General features: G+C 64.4%; 15 protein-coding genes. 11 read left to right on the top strand and 4 right to left on the bottom strand.

All coding sequences use genetic code 11. The features are described 5' to 3' along the window. Positions 1 to 6: 6 nt before the first annotated feature. Positions 7 to 1,083 carry an AraC family transcriptional regulator gene (locus AB4Y82_RS14420; protein ID WP_441602903.1) on the bottom strand — a complete coding sequence of 359 codons (1,077 nt, stop codon included), beginning with the start codon at positions 1,081 to 1,083 and terminating at the stop codon, positions 7 to 9. Between the two features lie 129 nt (positions 1,084 to 1,212). Here AB4Y82_RS14420 and AB4Y82_RS14415 point away from each other — a divergent pair, with 129 nt between their 5' ends. Together AB4Y82_RS14415 and AB4Y82_RS14410 are read left to right on the top strand one after the other, a co-directional pair. After that, positions 1,213 to 2,019, top strand: coding sequence for an acid phosphatase (locus tag AB4Y82_RS14415; RefSeq protein ID WP_441602904.1), 807 nt, complete (start codon positions 1,213 to 1,215; stop codon positions 2,017 to 2,019). Positions 2,020 to 2,080: 61 nt separating this feature from the next. Continuing rightward, complete coding sequence (locus tag AB4Y82_RS14410) at positions 2,081 to 3,550, top strand: flavin-containing monooxygenase (protein WP_441602905.1); 1,470 nt, start codon at positions 2,081 to 2,083, stop codon at positions 3,548 to 3,550. 273 nt (positions 3,551 to 3,823) lie between these two features. Here the strand turns inward: AB4Y82_RS14410 and AB4Y82_RS14405 are convergent, their stop codons facing one another. Both AB4Y82_RS14405 and putA read right to left on the bottom strand, forming a co-directional pair. Continuing rightward, positions 3,824 to 4,558 (bottom strand): TlpA family protein disulfide reductase, encoded by a 735-nt coding sequence (locus AB4Y82_RS14405; protein WP_441602906.1) that lies wholly within the window; start codon positions 4,556 to 4,558, stop codon positions 3,824 to 3,826. 54 nt (positions 4,559 to 4,612) lie between these two features. Next, positions 4,613 to 7,768, bottom strand: coding sequence for a bifunctional proline dehydrogenase/L-glutamate gamma-semialdehyde dehydrogenase PutA (putA, locus tag AB4Y82_RS14400; RefSeq protein WP_441602907.1), 3,156 nt, complete (start codon positions 7,766 to 7,768; stop codon positions 4,613 to 4,615). A 509-nt stretch (positions 7,769 to 8,277) separates the two neighbouring features. On the opposite strand from putA, the gene AB4Y82_RS14395 reads away from it, so the two are divergent. From AB4Y82_RS14395 to AB4Y82_RS14375, 5 genes are all read left to right on the top strand, one after another. Then, positions 8,278 to 8,718 (top strand): DUF2244 domain-containing protein, encoded by a 441-nt coding sequence (locus AB4Y82_RS14395; RefSeq protein WP_441602908.1) that lies wholly within the window; start codon positions 8,278 to 8,280, stop codon positions 8,716 to 8,718. Positions 8,719 to 8,737: 19 nt separating this feature from the next. Next, complete coding sequence (gene coxB, locus AB4Y82_RS14390) at positions 8,738 to 9,712, top strand: cytochrome c oxidase subunit II (protein WP_441602909.1); 975 nt, start codon at positions 8,738 to 8,740, stop codon at positions 9,710 to 9,712. A gap of 41 nt (positions 9,713 to 9,753) precedes the next feature. After that, the gene (ctaD, locus tag AB4Y82_RS14385) at positions 9,754 to 11,370 is read left to right on the top strand and encodes a cytochrome c oxidase subunit I (RefSeq protein ID WP_441602910.1); all 1,617 of its coding nucleotides are present in this window, start codon (positions 9,754 to 9,756) and stop codon (positions 11,368 to 11,370) included. A gap of 50 nt (positions 11,371 to 11,420) precedes the next feature. Further along, complete coding sequence (locus AB4Y82_RS14380) at positions 11,421 to 11,552, top strand: hypothetical protein (protein ID WP_275586833.1); 132 nt, start codon at positions 11,421 to 11,423, stop codon at positions 11,550 to 11,552. A gap of 105 nt (positions 11,553 to 11,657) precedes the next feature. Further along, positions 11,658 to 12,545: a cytochrome c oxidase subunit 3 gene (locus AB4Y82_RS14375; RefSeq protein WP_441602911.1), complete on the top strand. Its 888-nt coding sequence runs from the start codon at positions 11,658 to 11,660 to the stop codon at positions 12,543 to 12,545. Between the two features lie 388 nt (positions 12,546 to 12,933). Here AB4Y82_RS14375 and AB4Y82_RS14370 read toward each other — a convergent pair whose 3' ends face one another. Beyond that, positions 12,934 to 13,149, bottom strand: coding sequence for a twin transmembrane helix small protein (locus tag AB4Y82_RS14370; RefSeq protein WP_046971617.1), 216 nt, complete (start codon positions 13,147 to 13,149; stop codon positions 12,934 to 12,936). Between the two features lie 59 nt (positions 13,150 to 13,208). On the opposite strand from AB4Y82_RS14370, the gene AB4Y82_RS14365 reads away from it, so the two are divergent. The 4 genes from AB4Y82_RS14365 to cyoE are packed head-to-tail and all read left to right on the top strand — an operon-like array spanning position 13,209 to position 16,589. Continuing rightward, complete coding sequence (locus tag AB4Y82_RS14365) at positions 13,209 to 13,946, top strand: SURF1 family protein (protein ID WP_441602912.1); 738 nt, start codon at positions 13,209 to 13,211, stop codon at positions 13,944 to 13,946. After that, positions 13,943 to 14,512, top strand: coding sequence for a hypothetical protein (locus AB4Y82_RS14360; RefSeq protein WP_441602913.1), 570 nt, complete (start codon positions 13,943 to 13,945; stop codon positions 14,510 to 14,512). Before AB4Y82_RS14365 ends, AB4Y82_RS14360 begins: the two co-directional genes overlap by 4 nt. Then, entirely contained in the window at positions 14,512 to 15,678 is a 1,167-nt protein-coding gene (locus AB4Y82_RS14355) for a COX15/CtaA family protein (protein WP_441602914.1), read from the top strand. The genes AB4Y82_RS14360 and AB4Y82_RS14355 overlap by 1 nt, the downstream gene beginning before the upstream one ends. Further along, on the top strand, positions 15,675 to 16,589 hold the full coding sequence (cyoE, locus tag AB4Y82_RS14350; RefSeq protein WP_441602915.1) for a heme o synthase: 915 nt from the start codon (positions 15,675 to 15,677) through the stop codon (positions 16,587 to 16,589). Before AB4Y82_RS14355 ends, cyoE begins: the two co-directional genes overlap by 4 nt. The last annotated feature ends 255 nt before the right edge of the window (positions 16,590 to 16,844 follow it).

Below are 16,844 nucleotides of genomic sequence, written 5' to 3'. Positions count from 1 at the left end.
GGAATCTCAGGCAGCGTGCTGGCGCGCGCTGCGTGGCGGCATGCCGGTCCAGCGCTTGAACGCGCGACGGAACTCGCGCGGATCGCTGAAGCCGATTTCCAAACCGATTTCGGCCACGCTGAGCGAACCGCCGTGCAGCAATTCCAGCGCGCGTTCGGCGCGCACGCGGTCGTGGATTTCACGGAATACCCGACCGCCTTCGGCCAGCCGGCGGCGCAGCGAGCGTTCGCTCATATTGAGCATGCGCGCCACATCCGGCAGACGCGGTTGATGGCGCAAGTGACTGCGCAGCAGGCGTTCCACCGATGCGACCACTTCTTGCTGCGGCCCTTCGATATCGTGCTGCTGCGTGCACAAGGCCAGCGCCTGTTGCGCCGTCAGCGGGTTGTGCGAGGGCAGCGGATGTTCCAGCCATTGCGCCGCGATCACCACGCGATTGTGGCGTGCGCCAAACAGCAGCTCGCACTGGAAGAAATCCGCATAGTCCTGCACGTGCGCCGGACGCGGATAGGTCAGCTCCAGTCGCAGCGGACGAAACCCGGGACCGGCCAGCTCGCGCGCGATCGCCAGCGAGCTGGCAAACAATTCCTCGCACAGGAAAGGCAGCAGCGGCGCGTCATTGAAGCGCGGCCACACCGCCAGCGCCACTTCGCGCGGACCCACCACTTCGAAACTCACGTCGACCAGGCTGCCGCTCACCCGATGATGGGCGATGCCCACTTTCATGGCGTCGCCGAAGGTGGCCGAGGTCATCATGGCCAGTCCGAGCAGGCCAAAGCTGCCCAGCGTCTCACCGCGTCCCACCGCCAAGCCCAGGCCCGGCTCGCCGGTGGCCTGCAGCGCGCGACGGATCACCGAATGCGCCTGCCGGTAGGAAACGCGCAGGGTAGGGTCGTTCAATTGCTCGCGGGTCAGCCCCGAGCCGGCGAACCAGCCGTCGCAGCGTTGTCCACGCGACAGGGCCAGCTGGGTCAGGTGCACCAGGATGTTCGGTGGCGTTTCGGCCACCGTGTAGCGCGCGTCGGCGCCCAGTGGCGCCGCAGCGGCATCGTCGGTGACCTGGCTGACGACAGCGGACGTCATGAAACGTGGCTCCCACCCCTGAGAGCGCCGGATGATCCGGCGTGATCGCTTGATCTATATCATGGCCTCGCCGCCAACGCCTTATGCAATGCACAAGGCCGGCGTCGCCGCTGCCCGGGGAGAACGCCGATGAACACGCTTTTGCTTGCCTGCCGCCGCGCCGCCTGGCTGGCCCTGCTGCCGCTGGCGGCCTGCGCCCCGGTGCAAACCCCGGTGGCCAAGGTGTCGCCTGCCGGCGCCCGTTCGGTGGCCACCTCGCTGCAGACGGCCGAGCTGCTGCCGGCTGCGCCCAAGGCCGGCACGCCCCGCTACGAGGCCGACCGCCAGATCTTCCTGGCCACCCGCAAACTGCAGGACTCACCGCGCTGGCTGCTGGCACAGCAGGACGTGGACTACGCCACTCCCAAGCTGATGGGCGATTTCAGCTGCGCCATGGGCGTGCCGCTGGACGCGGCGCGGCTGCCCAAGCTCACGGCGCTGGTGGATGCGACCAGCAATGCTGCCGATGCCTCGACCGCGCCGGCCAAGAAAGCCAATCAGCGCCAGCGGCCGTTCCTGATCGACCAGGGCGCGACCTGCCAGTCCACCGTGCAGATTTCGCACAGCTTCGACTATCCCTCCGGCCATGCCACGCGCGGTTGGGCGGTGGGCCTGGTGCTGGCCGAGCTGGCGCCCGATCGCGCGACCGAGCTGCTGCTGCGATCCCGCTCCTACGGCGACAGCCGCGTGGTCTGCGGCGTGCACAATCTCAGTGCGATCGAGGCGGGCGCGATGAATGGCGCTGCCGTCGTTGCCGTCCTGCACGCATCCCCAGCGTTCCAGTCCAGCCTTGCCGACGCCAGGCAGGAATTGGACGCCTACCGCCAGGCCAACCCCAGCACGACCAGCCCCCAGTGTTCCGCGCAAAAGGCCTTGATCGAGCCCACACCGTACTGAGCACGCGAGGCGGCGTAAGCTGCCCACCTGGATCGCTGCGACATGCCACGGAGACGAGTGCATGGATCAGGAGGCTGGCTCCACGTTCGACGTGTTGATCATCGGTGCCGGTCTGTCCGGCATCGGCATGGCCTGCCATCTCGCCATGGATCATCCGCAGCTGCGCGTGGCGCTGATCGAACGGCGCGCCGCGATGGGCGGCACCTGGGATTTGTTCCGCTATCCCGGCGTGCGCTCGGACTCGGACATGTTCACCTTCGGCTACGCCTTTCGCCCCTGGCATGCGCTGGATGTGATGGCCGACGGCGATGCCATCCGCAACTACGTCATCGACACCGCGCGCGAATACGGCGTGCACGACAAGATTCACTACGGCTTGAAAGTGCTCGCCTCCTCATGGTCAAGCGCACAGCGCCTGTGGCGCGTGCAGGTGCTCGACGAGTCGCGCGGCGAAACGCGCGACTTCACCAGCCGTTTCCTCATCGTCTGCACCGGCTACTACAACTACGATCGCGGCTACCTGCCGGCGTTTCCCGGCGTGGATAGATTCCAGGGCCAGTGCGTGCATCCGCAGCAGTGGCCGTCCGGGCTGGATTATCGCGACAAGCGCGTGGTGGTGATCGGCAGTGGCGCAACGGCGGTCACGCTGGTGCCGGCGATGGCGGGAGACGCCGCACACGTGACGATGCTGCAGCGCTCGCCCAGCTACATCCTGTCGTTGCCGCGCTACGACAAGATCTCCGCGGTGCTGCAAAGCTTTCTGCCGAAGTCGCTGGTGTTTCGCATGGCGCGACAGCGGAATATTTTTCTCACGCGGCTTATCTACAAGGCCGCGCGACGCTGGCCGGAAAAAGTGCGCGCATTCCTGGTCTCCGGTGTGCGGCGCCAGCTGGGCGAGGGTGCCGACATGCGGCACTTCACGCCCGTCTATGAGCCGTGGGACCAGCGCTTGTGCGTGGTGCCGGACGGCGACCTGTTTGCCGCGATCAGGAGCGGCAAGGCCTCCGTCGTCACCGATGGCATCGCCACGTTCACGGAGCGCGGCATCCAGTTGGCATCGGGTGAGCATATGGATGCCGATATCGTCATCACGGCCACCGGGCTCAACATGCAGACGCTCGGCGGCATGAAGCTCGACGTGGACGGACAGCCGCGCGTGATGGGCGATCTGGTCACCTACAAAGGCGTGCTGCTGCAGGACACGCCCAACTTCGCCTGCATCTTTGGCTATACCAATGCGCCGTGGACGCTCAAGGCAGATCTTGCGGCGAAATACGTGTGCCGCCTGCTTGCCTATATGCGCGAATGTGGCGCGGAAGTGGTGACGCCGCGTGCGCCGGACGATGAGCGACAGGGCGAATCGATCATGGCTACGCTTACCTCCGGCTATGTGCAGCGTGGTGCGCCGGTGTTGCCCAAGCAGGGGCGTGAGCTGCCCTGGCGGGTGTCGAACAACTACGAGCGCGATTGCGAGATGCTGCTCAAGCAGCCGGTGGCGGATGGGGCGTTGGAGATGGTGACGGTGCGATAGCTTCTTGTGGGAGCGCACCCTGTGCGCGACAACCTCACGGAGCGATACCGACACGGCGCCGCAGTCGCGCACAGGGAAAACCGATTGAACAACTATGAGCGCGATTGCGAGATGTTGATCAGGCAGTCGGTGGCGGATGAGGCGTTGGAGCTGGTGACGGCGCCATAGCTTGTTGTGGGAGCGCACCCTGTGCGCGACAACCTAACGGAGCGATACCGGCACGGCGCCGCCGTCGCGCACAGGGTGCGCTCCCACAGGGGAGAACCTAGCGCATTAAGGACGCTGCACCGCCTTCTTCCACTGCATCACCCACCCTGTGAGATCCGCAAACTGCTTGTCCTGCCCCTCGCGCATCGACATGCCTACCGCCGCACCCGCCACGCGACCCGACGGATCGATCAACATCAGGGTCGGATAAATGCTCACGCCCAGCGTATCGATCAACGCCTGCCCGTCGTGCAGCACCGGCCAGCTCAAACCACGATCGGCCACGAACTGGCGCGCCGTGGCAGCGTCTTCATAGGTGATGGCGACAAAATTCATGTCAGCGTTCGCGTGCGCATAAGCATTGAGCACCGGCACTTCGGCAATGCACGGCGCACATTCGGCGAAGAAGAAACTCACCAGCGTGTAGCGACCGCGCAAATCGCTGAGCCGCTGCGTATTGCCTTTGAGCGACGGCAACTCGAACGGCGGGAAGGCACTGCCGCGCCCAAACGAAAAGCGACCCGCGCCCGTGCTCGTGCCCGGCGGCCGCAAGCGCAGCATCGCGGCATTGGCCTTGCTGTCCATCGTGCTGCTGTAACTGCGGCCCTGGCCGAGCTGCTGCGCGAACGCGGCATAGCTCAGCGGCTTGCCGGCAGCGTCGAGGTAATGGACGTCGGGTGAGGGACCCAGCTGCAAGGTGGCGACGAAGCCTTGCTCACTGCTCCGCGACTCCGCTGCGTGCAGCGGGAAGAACATAAGCGCAAGGGCGAACAGACCAAACAATCGCGAAGCATGCCGCATGCGGGCTCCCTTCGAACAAGTGGGCCGGCGCAGTTGCGCCGGCCCGTAGTGCGCTTACTCGCCGATGGTGAGCAGCGAGGCGTTGCCGCCAGCGGCGGTGGTGTTGATGGTGAGCGTGCGCTCGCCGGCAAAACGCAGCAGGTAGTGCGGGCCGCCGGCCTTCGGGCCGGTGCCCGACAGGCCTTCGCCGCCGAACGGCTGCACGCCGACCACCGCGCCGATCTGGTTGCGGTTGACGTAGCAGTTGCCCACGCGCGCACGGCTCTGGATGAACTCCACCGTGTCGTCGATGCGGCTGTGGATGCCCAGCGTGAGGCCGTAACCGGTGGCGTTGATCTGGTCCACCACGTTCGGCAGCTCGTCGGCCTTCCAGCGGATCACGTGCAGCACCGGACCGAAGATCTCGCGGGTCAGCGTGGCCAGGCCCGGGATTTCATAAGCACGCGGCGCGAAGAACGTACCGTTGCCGGTGGTGGCCGGATCGAGTGTGACCTCGCCGATCTTCTTCGCTTCCTTGTCCATGCGCGCGGCGTGGTCGACCAGGATCTTCTTCGCATCCTCGTCGATCACCGGGCCCACGTCGGTCGACAGCTGGCCCGGATCGCCCACCTTCAGCTCGGCCATCGCGCCGGCAAGCATGGCGTTGACCTTGTCGGCGATGTCTTCCTGCACGAACAGCACGCGCGCGGCGGAGCAGCGCTGGCCGGCGGACTGGAACGCCGAGGAGATCACGTCCTTGACGATCTGTTCCGGCAACGCGGAAGAGTCGGCGATCATCGCGTTCTGGCCGCCGGTTTCGGCGATCAGCGCGGCAATCGGCGCATTGCGTGCAGCAAGGGCGCGGTTGATTGCCCACGCGGTTTCCGTCGAGCCAGTGAACGCCACGCCAGACACGCGCGGATCGCGCGTCAACGCGGCACCAACCGTGGCGCCATCGCCCGGCAGATACTGCAGCACGTCGGCCGGAACGCCAGCGTCATGCAGCAGCTTCACGGCGACGTAGCCGATCAGGCTGGTCTGCTCGGCGGGCTTGGCGATCACGCTGTTGCCGGCGGCGAGTGCGGCGCTCACCTGGCCAAGGAAAATCGCCAGCGGGAAGTTCCACGGGCTGATGCAGACGAACACGCCGCGGCCATTCAAGAACAGCTGGTTGCTCTCGCCGGTGGGACCGGGCAACTGTTCCGGATGGCCAAACAGGCGGCGCGCCATGGTCGCGTAGTAACGCAGGAAGTCGGCCGCCTCGCGGATTTCGGCAATGGCGTCGGGCAGGCTCTTGCCCGCTTCGCGCACGCACAGTGCGATGAATTCGCCGCGACGCGCTTCGAGCTGCTCGGCGGCGTGCTCGAGAATCGCCGCGCGGCTGGCAGCCGGCAGACGATCCCACGCGTGATGCGCGCTCACCGCATTGGCCAGCGCCTTGTCGACCGTCGCGCTATCGGCGGTGACATAGCTGCCCACCACCTGGCGACGATCGGCCGGGTTGGTCACCTGCACGGTGGCGCCGGTGCTCTTGGCGCCCGGCACCAGCGGCTCGGCGTTCCACGGACCGCTCTTGCTCTGGATCGCCTCGGCGAGGGCCTTCAGTTCGTTGTCGTTGGAGAAGTTGACGCCCATGGAATTCTTCCGCAGTTCACCGTAGAGATTCACCGGCAGGGGGATGCGCGGGTGAGGGATGGAGGCAAAGGAGCGCACGGTCTCGCAGGGATCGGCGACCAGTTCGCGCACCGGCAGCGTTTCGTCGACCACGCGGTTGACGAAGCTGGTGTTGGCGCCGTTTTCGAGCAGGCGGCGCACCAGGTAGGGCAGCAAGTCTTCATGCGTGCCCACCGGCGCGTACACGCGGCACGGCACGTTGAGATTCTGCTTGCCGATCACTTCGGCATAGAGGTCCGTGCCCATGCCGTGCAGGCGCTGGTATTCGTACGGACGGTTCTGCGCCAGGTGATGCACCGCGGCGATGGTGTGCGCGTTGTGCGTGGCGAACTGCGGGTAGATCAGCGCCACGCCGGCGTCGAACAGCTTGCGTGCGCACGCCAGGTACGACACGTCGGTGTTCGGCTTGCGCGTATACACCGGATAACCGGCAAGACCGTTTTCCTGCGCGCGCTTCACTTCCGCGTCCCAGTACGCGCCCTTGACCAGGCGCACATACCAGCGACGGCCACTGGCGCGTGCCGTTTCGATCAGCCAGTCGATCACGAACGGGGTGCGCTTGGCATAGGCCTGCACGACGATGCCGAGGCCGTTCCAGCCTTCCAGCGACGGATGTGCGAACACGTCGCCGAGAATATCCAGCGACAGTTCCAGACGATCGGCTTCTTCCGCATCGACGGACAGCGCGATGCCGTTCTTCATCGCCAGCTGCGACAGTTCCAGCAGCTTGGCGGTGAGGTCGCGGCGGGCGATATCGCGCTTGGCCACTTCGTAGCGCGGATGCAGCGCGGAGAGCTTCACCGAGATCGACGGCGCATCCGTGTGGTTGGCGAACGGACCGCGCGAACCGATCGCGGCGATGGCGTTGCGGTAGTCCTGCTGATAACGCTCGGCGGTTTCGCTGGTGAGCGCCGATTCGCCCAGCATGTCGTAGGAATAGCGATAGACCGCATATTCCTTCTGCGCGCAACGATCCAGCGCCTCGCCGATGGTGCGGCCCATCACGAACTGGTGGCCCATGATGCGCATGGCCTGGCGCACGGCGAGGCGGATCGCCGGTTCACCCGCGCGACCCACCAGGCGACGCAGCGCGCCGGTGAAATCGTGGCGCGTCTCTTCCGACAGCGTGACCAGCTTGCCGGTAAGCATCAGGCCCCAGGTCGACACGTTGACGAACAACGACTCGCTCTGGCCCAGGTGCTTCTTCCAGTTCGCATCGCCCAGCTTGTCGCGGATCAGCTTGTCGGCGGTGGTCTTGTCGGGAATGCGCAGCAGCGCCTCGGCCACGCACATCAGCAGCACGCCTTCTTCCGACGACAAGTCGTACTGGCGCATGAAGGATTCGACGGCGCTCTGGTCCTTGGCGCGTACGCGCACCCGGGTGACCAGTTCGGCGGCCAGGTCGATCACCTTTTCGCGCTCGACCGGCGGCAGGGTGGCCTGGGCCAGCAGGTCGTTGACCGCTTCGGTCTCGTCGCGCAGCCAGTTGGCGGTGATGCGCGCGCGTGCCGGCTCGACAGCGGTCGGCAATTCGGGGCTGAGAATAGGTTGTGTCACAGGGTTTTAGCCGAAACGTGATGGGGCGGGGAATCGCGGGATTGTACGCGTGGGGGCATACGCACGCGACCGTACGTGGTGCTGCGGTGCGGTAGGCGGGCGCCGACACCTTATATATGGGCGGGATTGGCGGTTGGGTAGTAGGCGGGGGCGAGGAGTGAGGGCGTGAAGACCAGCCACCCGGACCTGACGTACGGTCGTGCGACCCATGGGATCTCACGCGAGGCGTGTGGCAAACCGTCGCACCCGGTGCGCGGCGTCAGGTCGCCAGCGTGGGCGCCGTCGTCGCGCCGTCTCTATCCCCATGACAATCCACGCAAACGCGCTGAGATCAAGCTGACACAATGATCAGTGCGCACATCCTTGCGCATTCATCCCTGCTTCAAATCAAGCACATGCGTCATTCTTGCTCCCCGACGCGGTCGCGGCCTATCATGCTTGGGTTCCAGGCACGCCGGGTTCTCATGATCGTGCTTCGACCAGCAGCAGCCGGCTTGCCGTGCGCAACGATGTGGCTCAAGCCCAATCGTGCACTGAGCCGTCGCGACCTGCGTCGATTGATCGGAGTTCTGGCGGCGCTGGCGCTGACGACGGCCGTGTTGGGAGCATGGCAGGGGAATGTCTTCGCTCCTTTGTTTGCACTGGTCGAGTCCTCCGCGGTGGCTTTCGCCCTTGGCGTAGCCTGGCGGGCCGGCGACCGCAGCGAACGCATCACCCTCGACGAGTCGTCGCTGGAGGTGCAATCCCTGCCAGGTCGTCGCAGTGCGCGCTTTCCCACGTATTGGGTGCGCGTGAAACTGCGGTCCGGTCAGGGGAGGGCGCGTCTGCTGCTGACGTCGCACGGACGCGAGCTGGAAATCGGTAGCTTTCTCGGGGAAGAGGAGCGTGCCGAGCTGTCAAGGAAACTCATGGTGTTGCTGGCGGAGCTCAACCAACAGCAGCGCAGGTAGGTTCAACAAAGGTGCAAACATGACATCTGGCGGCATCAAGCCTGGCAGCATCAAGCGAGCAGTAGCGGCAAGCGCGCTCTTCGCTCTCACCATGTTCGGCGGCGTGGCCCTGGCCAATCCGCAGCCAGGGCAGTTGAACATGACCCGCGGCGCGTCGACCTGGTCGCCCGAGGCTTACTTCCTTAACAACGTTGCCCTCGGCGTTTGCGTCGTGATCGGCATCCTTGTGTTCGGCGCGATGTTCATCGCGATGTTCCGCTTCCGCAAATCGCGCGGCGCGGTCGCCGAAAAGTGGTCGCACAACACGACGCTCGAGATCGTGTGGACCACCATCCCCGTGATCATTCTCATCGTGCTGGCCTATCTCGCCACGGGCGGCCTGCGCACCTTCGCCGACACCACCGGTTCGGAGATGACCGTCAAGGTCACCGGTTACCAGTGGAAGTGGCGTTACGACTATGTCGAATACAAGGGCAAGGCGATCGACAAGGTCGGCTTCATGTCCAAGCTCGATCGCGAGAGCGACGAGACGCGCCAGCTGCATTCGGGCCTGGACCCGAACGCGGTGAAGGTCGACGGTTACAACACCTACCTGATCAATGTGGACAAGCCGCTGGTGGTGCCGGTGGGCACCAAGATCCGCTTCGTGATCACCGCCGGCGACGTGATCCACTCCTGGTGGGTGCCGGCGCTGGGCTGGAAGATGGACGCCATCCCGGGCATCGTCAACGCCGCCTGGACCAACATCATCGAGCCGGGTGTGTATCGCGGCCAGTGCGCCGAGCTGTGCGGCCAGGATCACGGCTTCATGCCGATCGTGGTGCAGGCCTTGCCGAAGGCCGAATTCGAAAAATGGCTGGCCGATCAGCAGGCCGAGGCGAACAAGCCGCAGCAGCCGGCGCAGCCTGCCGCTCCGGCGGCAGCTTCCACCGCTGCCGCGCCCGCCACGGCGCAGGCAACCGACGCACCTGCTTCCCAGGGCCACCAGGGCTAATCGCCCATCACAGCATTCGTATTTAGGTAGAGGTGCAAGGCATGGCCCACGCAGCTACACACGATCACCACGACGACCATCACGGCGCGCCGAAGAATTTCTTCGTGCGCTGGTGCATGTCCACCAACCACAAGGACATCGGCACGCTGTACCTGGTGTTCTCGTTGCTGATGTTCTTCATCGGCGGCAGCTTCGCGATGGTGATCCGCGCGGAATTGTTCAAGCCCGGCCTGCAGCTGGTGCAGCCGTACTTCTTCAACGAAATGACCACCATGCATGCGCTGGTCATGATCTTCGGCGCGGTGATGCCGGCCTTCGTGGGCCTGGGCAACTGGATGATCCCGCTGATGATCGGTGCGCCGGATATGGCGTTGCCGCGCATGAACAACCTGTCGTTCTGGATCTTGCCGTTCGCCTTCTCGCTGCTGCTGTCCACGCTGTTCCTGCCCGGCGGTGGCCCGGCCGGCGGCTGGACCATGTACCCGCCGCTGTCGCTGCAGGGTGACTCGGTCGCCTACCTGGTGTTCGCCGTGCACTTGATGGGTATCAGCTCCATCATGGGCGCGATCAACATCATCGCGACCATCCTCAACATGCGCGCGCCGGGCATGGATCTGCTGAAGATGCCGGTGTTCGTGTGGAGCTGGCTCATCACCGCCTTCCTGCTGATCGCCGTGATGCCGGTGCTCGCCGGTGCGGTGACCATGCTGCTCACCGACAAGTACTTCGGCACCAGCTTCTTCAATGCGGCTGGTGGCGGCGACCCGGTGCTGTTCCAGCACATCTTCTGGTTCTTCGGCCACCCCGAGGTCTACATCATGATCTTGCCGGCCTTTGGCCTGGTCTCCGAGATCATCCCGACCTTCGCGCGCAAGCCGATCTTTGGCTACAAGGCGATGGTGTTCGCCATTGCCTCCATCGCGTTCCTGTCGTTCATCGTGTGGGCGCACCACATGTTCGCAGTGGGTCTGCCGCTGGGCGGCGAAATCTTCTTCATGTACGCCACCATGCTGATCGCGGTGCCGACCGGCGTGAAGGTGTTCAACTGGGTCAGCACCATGTGGGGCGGCTCGATGACCTTCGAAACGCCGATGCTGTTTGCCATCGCGTTCGTCATCCTGTTCACCATCGGCGGCTTCTCCGGCTTGATGCTCGCGCTCGCGCCGGCTGACTTCCAGTATCACGACACCTACTTCGTGGTGGCCCACTTCCACTACGTGCTGGTGACCGGTGCCATCTTCGCGATCATCGCGGGCGCCTACTACTGGCTGCCGAAGTGGACCGGCCACATGTATTCGGAAACGTGGGGCAAGATCCACTTCTGGAACAGCGTGATCTGGGTGAACGTGTTGTTCTTCCCGCAGCACTTCCTGGGCCTGGCCGGCATGCCGCGCCGCATCCCCGATTACAACGTTGCGTTTGCCAACTTCAACATGATCAGCTCGATCGGCGGCTTCCTGTTCGGCGCCTCGCAGTTGATCTTCCTCGGCGTGATCGTGCACGCGGTGTGGTTCTCCAAGAAGAAGGCACCCGATCGCGTGTGGGAAGGCGCCAAGGGCCTGGAGTGGACGCTGCCGTCGCCGGCGCCGTATCACACGTTCGATGTGCCGCCGGTCATCCATGATGACGAACTGGCACACGGTCACGTCGAAGATTGATCCAAGCATTGCCGCTCCGGTGTCGCGCCGGAGCGGAAGGAAGCGAAGCGATGAACCAGCCGTCCATGACAACGATCGAGCAAGCCCGCAAGAAAGGTGTGCGACTCACCGTCACGGTGGTTGGCACCATCGCCTTTGCGATCTTCGTGCTCTCGTTGTTGCAGGGGCTGAAGTACTCCTGACGCAACCGCCGTATTCCTCCGCGGTGCCGAGCGGCATCACGGGTTGCAGCCCGGGCGACCATTGCGCGGGCGGAAGTAGACAGAGCATTCCATAGGGATCTCAGCATGGCCCAGCAAGAAGGCGTTTATTTCGTTCCATCCAAGAGCCAGTGGCCGATCGTGGCTGCGGTGGTCATGTTCGTCACCGTGCTCGGTGCCGCGCATTGGCTGAACGCTCCCCCGGGTGAAGCGGGCTTTGGCAAGACGATGCTCACCATCGGCTTCATCGGCATCCTGCTGATGTTCTTCGGATGGTTCCGCTCGGTGATCCGCGAATCGCTGGCGGGCAGCTACAACAACCAGGTGGACCGCTCGTTCCGCATGGGCATGATGTGGTTCATCTTCTCCGAGGTGATGTTCTTCGGCGCCTTCTTCGGTGCGCTGTTCTACGCCCGCATGTTCGCGGTGCCGTGGCTCGGCGGCGAAGGCCATGGCGTGCTGACCCACCAGTTCCTGTGGAGCGACTACGCCGCTTCGTGGGGCGCCGGTGGCGGCGGTGGTCCGGAGCGCATCGGCGGCAATTTCGAGACGGTGCTGCCCTGGGGCCTGCCGCTGCTCAACACGCTGATCCTGCTGTCCTCGAGCGTCACGGTGACCATTGCTCACCATGCGCTGAAGGCCGGCCAGCGCGCCAAGATCCTGTGGTTCCTCGGCTTCACCGTGCTGCTGGGCTCCACCTTCCTGTGGTTCCAGGCGCACGAGTACATCGAAGCCTATAAGGAGCTCAACCTCACGCTGCAGAGCGGCGTCTACGGTTCGACCTTCTTCATGCTCACCGGCTTCCACGGCATGCACGTGACGCTGGGCACCATCATGCTGGCCATCATCTGGCTGCGCGTGGCCAAGGGTCACTTCACCAAGGAACACCACTTCGCGTTCGAAGCGGTGGCCTGGTATTGGCACTTTGTGGACGTGGTGTGGCTGGGCCTGTTCATGTTCGTCTACATCCTCTGAGACGCTGGCGCGTCGCAGCGGCCAAAAAGCCCGCCGAAAGGCGGGCTTTTTGTTGGGGGGATCACACCCTCTACGCCCCTTTGTAGGAGCGCACTTGTGCGCGACCGCAGAGCCCCGTCGTCTCCGCTCCGTAGGGTGGTCGCGCACAAGTGCGCTCCTACAAGGGGATCGCAACGCCTCGCCGCCTCCGCTCCGCCGGGTGGTCGCGCACAAGTGCGCTCCTACAAGGGGATCGCAACGCCCCGCCGCCTCCGCTCCGTGGGGTGGTCGCGCACAAGTGCGCTCCTACAAGGGGACCGCTGCCCCCCAAACCAAAGGCCCGCCAATGGCGGGCCTTCGATGGAACCAGATGTCGCAGCGGAGCGCTGCCGACCGCGGGAAGCTACAATTACTGGCCCACGCCGTGCGGGTGGAGCCAGCCCATCCAGATGCCGAACACGACCATCAGGATGAGCAGCACCGACAACCCGATGCGACGCGTCAGCGCCCACACCGTGCGCTTGCTGCCTTCCTTGTCGGTCATCATGAAGTACAGGGCCTGACCAAGATTGAACAACACCACCAGCAGCAGAATCACCAGCGCATATTTGTAGATGGTTTCCACGTGATTGGTCCGAACGTTTTTGACATCCGCAGTATAGCGGTCGTGCACGGCGCCACCGCGTGAAGTGGCTGCGCCGTCCATCCTGGTTCGCACTGCTGCTCACAGCGGTGAGTGCCTTGCTGTTCATACGTTTGGGCGTGTGGCAGCTGCATCGCGCGGACGAGAAAGAGCAGATTCTGCGACGGTATGCCACAGCGGAAACCGCGGCTCCGCGCGACTTTGCCGCAGTGGCCTCAAATCCCCCCATCGATGCGTTTGCCCGCGTCAACGTGCAGGGCAGCTACCTCGCCGATCGCATCTATCTGCTCGACAATCCCAAGCATGACCAGCGCGGCGGTGTGGAAGTCTATGCGCCTTTCCGTCCGCGCAACGGCGATCGTCTGTTGCTGGTCGATCTGGGATTTCTTCCGGGCAACGGCACGCATCAGGCGCCGCAATTACCACCGTTGCCCGCCGGCCCGCTGGAGCTGCACGGCCTGTATGTGCCCGCGCCCGGCGTTGGTTTTGAAATGGGCGGCAATGCCCTCGCCCTGCAGAAGAGCTGGCCAAAGACCACGGTTTATCTCGAGCTTCCCCAGGTGGCGGCCGATCTTGGCGCTACGCTGTATCCGCAGGTGCTCGCGCTCGACGCGGAGCCTGCATCCATCTACGTGCGCGAACACACCATCGATTTCTCCTCGATGCCGCCCGCGCGCCACCGTGCCTATGCATTCCAGTGGTTCACCTTCGCCGTGGCGGTGGTGGTGATCCTGCTGGTGCTGCATCGTCGTCGTCCTTCCCGACCGGACCAGTCATGAATACACCCGATCCCGCCGCACTGCGCGCAAGCCGACGAAAACTGCTGTTGATCATGCTGGTGTTTGCCGCGCCGATCGTGGCGGCCATGCTGCTCACCTTCGCGGGCTGGCAGCCCTCGGGCAAGGCCAATGGCCTTGCCGTGATGCCGCAGCGCAATTTCGCCACCGAGCAGGTGCCGGTGTCGCTCACCAATGGCGACACCTGGGCGTGGCGCGCGAAGGAACCGCAGCTCACCCTGGTCGCCCTGGCCGGTCCAGGATGCGCCGAGAAATGCATGGACGTACTGACCAAGATGGCCGCGGCGCGCCTCACGCTCAACCAGAATGCACCGCGCCTGCGCCTGCTCTACGTCGGCAAGCCGCCGGCAGATGCTGCTGCCACGGGGATGACGAACTACTGGAAGCTCGGTCAGGATTCGATGGGCGCGCTGGCTCCCTTCGCACCGACCACGCCGGACAGCGTCAATGCACTGTTGGTGGAATCGGACGGCACCGCGTTGTCGTTCTATCCCGCAGGCTTTGATCCCACCGGCTTGCGCAAGGATCTGCAGAAGGTGATCCGCTGATGACGTCCCGTTCGATCAGGGTGCTGCGCGGGCTGGCCTTGCTCGCTGCCGTGTTCGCCTTTGGCGTGGTGATGTTCGGCGCGTTCGTGCGTCTGTCCAATGCCGGGCTGTCTTGCCCGGACTGGCCGACTTGCTACGGCCGCGCGGCATGGCCGGAACAGCAGCACGAGATCGCGCAGGCGAATCAGGCTTTCCCTGATCGTCCCTACGAAACGCACAAGGCGTGGCGCGAGCAGGTGCATCGCTTTCTTGCCGGTACGCTGGGGACGCTGGTGTTTGCGCTGGCCTTGATCGCCAGCTGGCGTCGCCCATGGGCGCGCTATGCGGTGATTGTCGGCGCGCTATGCGCGGCGATCGGCGTTGGCATGTATATCAAGGGCGAGCATCACTGGTCCTTGCTGGTATCGCTGTTCGCGATCGGGCTGCCCTTGATCGCGGCGATCGGGCTTGATCGTCCGGGCGCGTGGCGCATCAGCGTGCTCGCGCTTTCCGTGGTGGTGTTCCAGGCCATGCTCGGCATGTGGACGGTGACGCTGCTGTTGAAGCCCATCGTGGTGATGGGCCATCTGATGGGCGGCATCACCACCTTCGCCTTGCTGGCCTATGCGGCACTGCGTTTCGCTGGCGTGGGTGCCAACGACGACCGTCACGCGGCGCTGCGCAAGACCGTGATCGTCGGCATTGTCCTGCTGCTCGCGCAGATCGCGCTGGGCGGCTGGACCTCGTCCAACTATGCCGCGCTCGCCTGTGGCACGGATTTCCCCAAATGCCTCGGGCAGTGGATGCCGCCCACCGATTTCCAGCAGGGTTTTGTGCTGTGGCGCGGCATCGGCGTGAACTATGAAGGCGGTGTGCTCGACATGGCGGCGCGCAGCGCCATCCAGATTGCGCATCGCATCGGCGCACTGGTGGTATTTTGCTACCTCGCCTGGCTCTCGCACCGGGTGTCGCGTCGCGGCCTGCGTTCGCTGGGCGTGGCGATCGCGGTGGTGTTGCTGACCCAGGTACTGCTGGGCATCAGCAACGTGCGCTTCGGGCTGCCGCTGCCGGTGGCGACGCTGCACAATGGCGTGGCGGCGCTGCTCCTGTTTACCTTGCTGGCCACGCTGGCGCGCACGCAAAAGCGTCGCGAGGACGCGATGTTTGTTTCCCACGGATACCGATGACGATGAGCAGCCGTTTCCATGAGTACCTGGAACTGACCAAGCCGCGCGTAGTCGCGCTGCTGGTGTTCTGCGCCGTGATCGGCATGTTCCTCGCCGTGCCCGGCATTCCGCCGTGGCGTGCGCTGGTGTTCGGCACGCTGGGCATCTGGATGGCCTCGGGTTCCGCTGCAGCCTTCAATCACCTGATCGATCAGCGCATCGACAAAGTGATGGCGCGCACCGCCCATCGCCCTCTGGCCACCGGTCAGCTGAAGCCCAAGCAGGTGCTGACCTTTGCGCTCGCGCTAGGTGCAGTGTCGATGTTGATCCTGGTGTTCCTGGTCAATCCGCTGACCGCGCTGCTCACCTTCGGCGGTTTGATCGGCTACGCGGTGATCTATACGGCCTACCTCAAGCGCGCCACGCCGCAGAACATCGTGATCGGTGGCCTGGCCGGTGCGATTCCGCCGGTGCTGGGTTGGACGGCCGTCACGGGTGCGCTGCATCCGTTTGCGCTGCAGCTGTGCCTGATCATCTTCGTGTGGACGCCGCCGCATTTCTGGGCGCTGGCGATCTTCCGCCGCGACGATTACTCCCGCGCGCAGGTACCGATGCTGCCAGTCACGCATGGCGTGGTGTTCACGCGTTGGCACGTGCTGTTCTACACGATCCTGCTGGTGCTGGTGACGCTGTTGCCGGCGCTCACGGGTTATAGCGGGATGGTTTATCTGGGCGGTGCGGTGGTGTTGGGCTTGGGCTTTCTTTATTACGCGATCCGTTTGCTCAATCCGCCGGATGAGTTTTTCGCGATGAAGGTGTTCAACTATTCCATCGTGTATCTGATGGCGTTGTTTGCGTTTTTGTTGGTGGATCATTGGGTGATGGAGCCGCTGGTGCAGCACCAGGGTGTGGTGTTTGAGCGTTCGCTCTAAGTAGGTTTCGTTCGATCGGCATTCCGGCGCAGGCCGCCCCTTTGGTCGTCATCCCGGCGTAGGCCGGGATCCAGGAGCGATATCGCCTGGTTTTCACGTCGAGGCCAGGGTGCCGCCTACGCGGCGGGCGTTTCGAACGGCTGCCGCCGCTCGAGTCACTTTTCTTTTGCTGGCCCAAAAGATCCCTCGGGACTAGCTTCGCGTCGAAAGTAACCCAAAGAAAATGGCCTGATAACGCCCGCAGCATCGTGCGTG

Source organism: Dyella sp. 2YAF14 (genome assembly GCF_052114725.1).
GTDB lineage: Bacteria > Pseudomonadota > Gammaproteobacteria > Xanthomonadales > Rhodanobacteraceae > Dyella.
This window is presented reverse-complemented; position numbering and strand designations above follow the sequence as displayed.